Here is a 3,539-nt window from a genome sequence, read left to right on the forward strand (position 1 = left end):
GTAGCCATCCGGCGTAGGCCGCAGGTGGTGGCGCTTCATCGGAACGATTGATGATCCTGCCTGTAGGCTTCGAGCAGGGCCTTTAGCGCTTCGACGCCGTCGCGCGTGAAGGCGGTAATGCTGTCCTCGCCGAGGCCGTAGACCCTGATGACGCCATCCTCTGGCTCCATGCCGATGGAGATGTCGTGTAGGAGGTCCTCATCGACGCCGAGCTCCTGGGCGACGGCGGCGATGACGGTGACGGCGTAGACCTTATTGCGTTGCATGGTCAGTTCGCGGCGCCTACGTCTTTTTGGCTCCGGGCTCGCCATTTCCGATGGCGAAAGCTCGTTGATCCGGTGAACGGGATGGACCGATCTCCTGGGGCGCAAGGGCTGTCAGTTAGCGCAGCACTTTTTGAACTTGCGGCCGGAACCGCAAGGGCAGAGGTCGTTGCGCCCGGTCTTGGGACGTCCTGAACGGGACTGGGGGTTGCGGCGCCGGGCTTTCCAGAAGGCGGCGATTTGCAGGACGCACTCGGGGATGATCTCGCCGGCGTTCTTGAACAGCTCGTCCTCGATCTCCGCCGGCAGCTCGATCAGGGCTTCGCCATCCTCGGTGCAGCATAGCGCCAGGATGGGCAGCATCAGGTGACCGTCATCGTCGGAGTTGGTCAGCGCGGCCCAAGCCGGCTCGCGCAGCTGGATCGCCATAAGGAAGCCCTGCGCCCAGTCGGCGGCGATCACCTCGCCGCCGGGGCCGACCAGGAACACCGGGTCGAGCTCGCCTACCGCCAGCCGGCGCACGATCTCATTGTAGCGGTTCATCAGGGCCTGCATGACCAGCCGCGCCTGGTCGAGGTCGTCGAAGACCGGCTCCTCTCCGCCCCAGACGACCGGCAGCCATTCGCTGGGCATGATCGCTTCGGGTCCGAGCGCGATCCCGGTGAGGAACCCGTCGACCTCACTGAGCATCAAGGCCTCGTCTGGAAGCTGGTCGGACATCAGGAAGGCGTCGAGACGTTCGAGGTCCTCACCGAGATCCTCGCCGAGGTTATCCGCCGACAGGGTCATTCATCCTCCAGTTCCACGGCAGCAGCTCATCAAGGCGGCTGGCGGGCAGGTCGTTGATGCGCGCCAGGACGTCGGCGAGCCAGGCCTGGGGATCGACGTTGTTGAGCTTGGCGGTGACGATGAGGCTGTACATGGCCGCCGCCCGTTGGCCGCCCCGGTCGGAGCCAGCGAACAGCCAGGACTTGCGCCCCAGGGCGACGCCGCGCAAGGCCCGTTCGGCGGCGTTGTTGCTGAGGCAGACCCGGCCGTCATCCAGGAAACGGGTGAACGAGGGCCAGCGGCGCTTGAGATAGTTGATCGCCTTGACGATGTGGTGACTGCTGGTGAGCTGCTGACGGGTCTCGTCCATCCAGGCTTCCAGTTCGGCGACGATCGGGGCGCTTTGCTGGCGGCGGACCGCCAGGCGCTCGTCAGGGCGCGCGCCATTGATCCGCCGCTCGACGGCGAACAGGCCGTCGATCAGGCGCAGCGCCTCCAGGGCCTTGGGGTAGACGCACCTGGGCTTCTCGCCTCTGGCCTTCTTGCGCTCGGCGGTCTCGATATCGGCCAGCTCGAAAAACTTGCGGCGGCCGTGGGCCCAGCAGCCCGCCTCCAGGATCGGTCCTTGCGCTCGGTCTGGCTTGTAGAGTTCGGCGTAGCCGCCATAGGCGTCGGCCTGGAGGATCCCGCGCCACGCCGCCAGATGGGTCTGGGGATGCACGCCCTTGCGGTCGCGCGAGTAGTGGAAGATCGCCGCCGGCGGCGATGATCCTCCGAAGGGCGCGTCATCACGCACATAGGTCCATAATCGACCGACATCGGTCTGGCCCTTGGCCAGGACGGGGACGGTCGTGTCATCGCCGTGCAGGCGCTCGGCGCTGAGCACATGGTCGGTGATCCGCGCAATCAACGGGGCCAGGACCGTGGCCACCCCGCCCACCTGGTCGGCCAGGGTCGACAGGCTGAGCGGCACGCCCTCGCGGGCGTAGCGCTCGGCCTGGCGATTGAGCGGTTGGTGCTGGCCGAACTTCTCGAAGACGATCATGGCCAGCAGGCCAGGACCCGCCCAGCCGCGCGGCAGGACATGGAACGGCGCGGGGGCCTGGGCGATGGCCTCGCAGTCTCGGCAGGAGACCTTCTCGCGAACGGTCTGGATGACCTTCCACTGGCGCGGGATCACCTCCAGGGTCTCGGTGACGTCCTCTCCGAGTTTGCGCAGGCGTTCGCCGCCGCAGCAGGCGCAGGTCTTGGGCGCCTCTATCACCACGCGCTCGCGCGGCAGGTGCTCTGGAAAGGGCTGACGAGAGGGCTTGGCGCGGGTGAACGCCCTGACCGGCGTCGTGGCCCGAGCGGCGGCCTGTTCAGCGGCCAGCTCATCCTCGGTGGCGGAGGCTTCCAGCTCCTCCAGCTGCAACTCCAACTGATCAAGCAGCCGGCTGGTCCGCTCGGAGGACGCCCCGAACCGCTCGCGCTTGAGCTTGGCGATCTGCAGCTTCAGATGGGCGATCAGCGCCTGGTCGTCGGAGACCTGGGCCTTGGCCGCTGCGGCGTCGGCCCGGGCCACATCCAACTCCTGACGCAGGATCAGGAGCGCCGCCTTGAGCGCTTCGACGTCGTCCGGCAGGGCCTCCAAGGCGGTGTCCATATGAGGATGGAATCACAGATCTGACCGTTTGTGGCGCCCCTAAATGCAGGCCCGACCCAGAAAATGCAGCGCCTATCCCGCGCTGGTCGGACGCCAGGTGTGCTGGGGGTTACGCCAGTCGATACCCTCCAGCATGTAGCCCAGCTGGGCGGACGTCAGGGCCACCGCGCCGCCCTCCGCCGCCGGCCAGACGAACCGTCCGCGATCCAGGCGCTTGGCGTAGAGCGACATGCCAAGGCCGTCATGCCAGAGGATCTTGATCAAGGCGCCGCCACGCCCACGGAATACGAACAGATCGCCGGCGTGAGGATCGCGCTTCAGCTGTTCCTGGACCAGCAGGGCCAGACCCAGCATCCCCTTGCGCATGTCTGTGTGGCCGGTGGCGATCCAGACCCGGACACCAGACGGAACCGGGATCATCGCAGCGCCCGCAGTGTCGCCGTGACCAGCGCTGGGAGTGTGTCCGCGCTGATCGTCACCCGGGCGCCGTGCGGCAGCTCAACGACGATGGCCGGGTCACGGGCGACCGCCGGCCGGGCGACCTCGGGCCCATCAACGACAACCGCCGGAACAAAGCCGACGTCGTCCCGGGCCGCCAGCACCTCGCGCCGCCACTTGTAGATCAGGCTGGTGGAGACGTCGTACCGACGCGCCACATCGGCCACCACGGCGCCAGGGGAAAACGCCTCGATCAGGATCTCCCGACGCTCTTCAGCCCGCCAGCGACGCCGACGCTCCGGCCCCGACATCAACGTCATCCGGGCCATACTGCACAGCTATGAGCGCTCATAAGGTCTCCTTACGAGCGCAGCATCCCGACACGCAGCCCATCAGCCAAGGCGGCCTTCACCGGATGGGCACGA

Annotated in this window: 5 protein-coding genes; all 5 read right to left on the reverse strand. The window is 67.2% G+C overall.

The annotated features are described in order from the left end of the window. Positions 1-35: 35 nt before the first annotated feature. The 5 genes from J2X45_RS20205 to tnpA all read right to left on the reverse strand — a co-directional run bounded on the left by J2X45_RS20205 (position 36) and on the right by tnpA (position 3,425). Positions 36-266 (reverse strand): hypothetical protein, encoded by a 231-nt coding sequence (locus J2X45_RS20205; protein ID WP_310218505.1) that lies wholly within the window; start codon positions 264-266, stop codon positions 36-38. A gap of 111 nt (positions 267-377) precedes the next feature. Continuing rightward, positions 378-1,052, reverse strand: a complete 675-nt coding sequence (locus J2X45_RS20210) for a UPF0149 family protein (protein ID WP_310218507.1) — start codon at positions 1,050-1,052, stop codon at positions 378-380. Then, entirely contained in the window at positions 1,033-2,676 is a 1,644-nt protein-coding gene (gene tnpC / locus J2X45_RS20215; RefSeq protein WP_310218508.1) for an IS66 family transposase, read from the reverse strand. The genes J2X45_RS20210 and tnpC overlap by 20 nt, the downstream gene beginning before the upstream one ends. A 72-nt stretch (positions 2,677-2,748) precedes the next feature. Further along, a complete protein-coding gene (tnpB, locus tag J2X45_RS20220) occupies positions 2,749-3,096 on the reverse strand; it encodes an IS66 family insertion sequence element accessory protein TnpB (protein ID WP_099539271.1) in 348 nt (115 codons plus the stop codon). Beyond that, complete coding sequence (gene tnpA, locus J2X45_RS20225; RefSeq protein WP_310218511.1) at positions 3,093-3,425, reverse strand: IS66-like element accessory protein TnpA; 333 nt, start codon at positions 3,423-3,425, stop codon at positions 3,093-3,095. The genes tnpB and tnpA overlap by 4 nt, the downstream gene beginning before the upstream one ends. Between the last annotated feature and the right edge of the window lie 114 nt (positions 3,426-3,539).

This window comes from Caulobacter sp. BE264, from assembly GCF_031457805.1.
GTDB lineage: Bacteria > Pseudomonadota > Alphaproteobacteria > Caulobacterales > Caulobacteraceae > Caulobacter.